The 204-nt window shown below is 70.1% G+C and carries 1 pseudogene; it reads left to right on the top strand.

From position 1 onward, the window contains the following. Positions 1 to 204, top strand: a pseudogene (locus ACOADB_RS27955) (hypothetical protein); the annotation flags it as partial.

Raw genomic sequence — 204 nt, 5'->3', positions numbered from 1 at the left:
CGGCTCCAGGCCACCGACCAGCTCCCCCACGACCACGGCACCACGGCACGGATCATCGTCACCATCGACCAGGAGAGCCTCCAGCAGAAGGTGATCGACGCAGGCCTTGCCCGTGACGGCAGCCTGCCCTCCGACCAGCGACTCTCGGCAACCGCCGTACGACGCCTCGCGTGCGACGCCGACATCATCCCCGCCGTCCTCGGC

The sequence above is a fragment of the Nocardioides sp. CPCC 206348 genome (genome assembly GCF_048654705.1).
GTDB lineage: Bacteria > Actinomycetota > Actinomycetes > Propionibacteriales > Nocardioidaceae > Nocardioides.
This window is presented reverse-complemented; position numbering and strand designations above follow the sequence as displayed.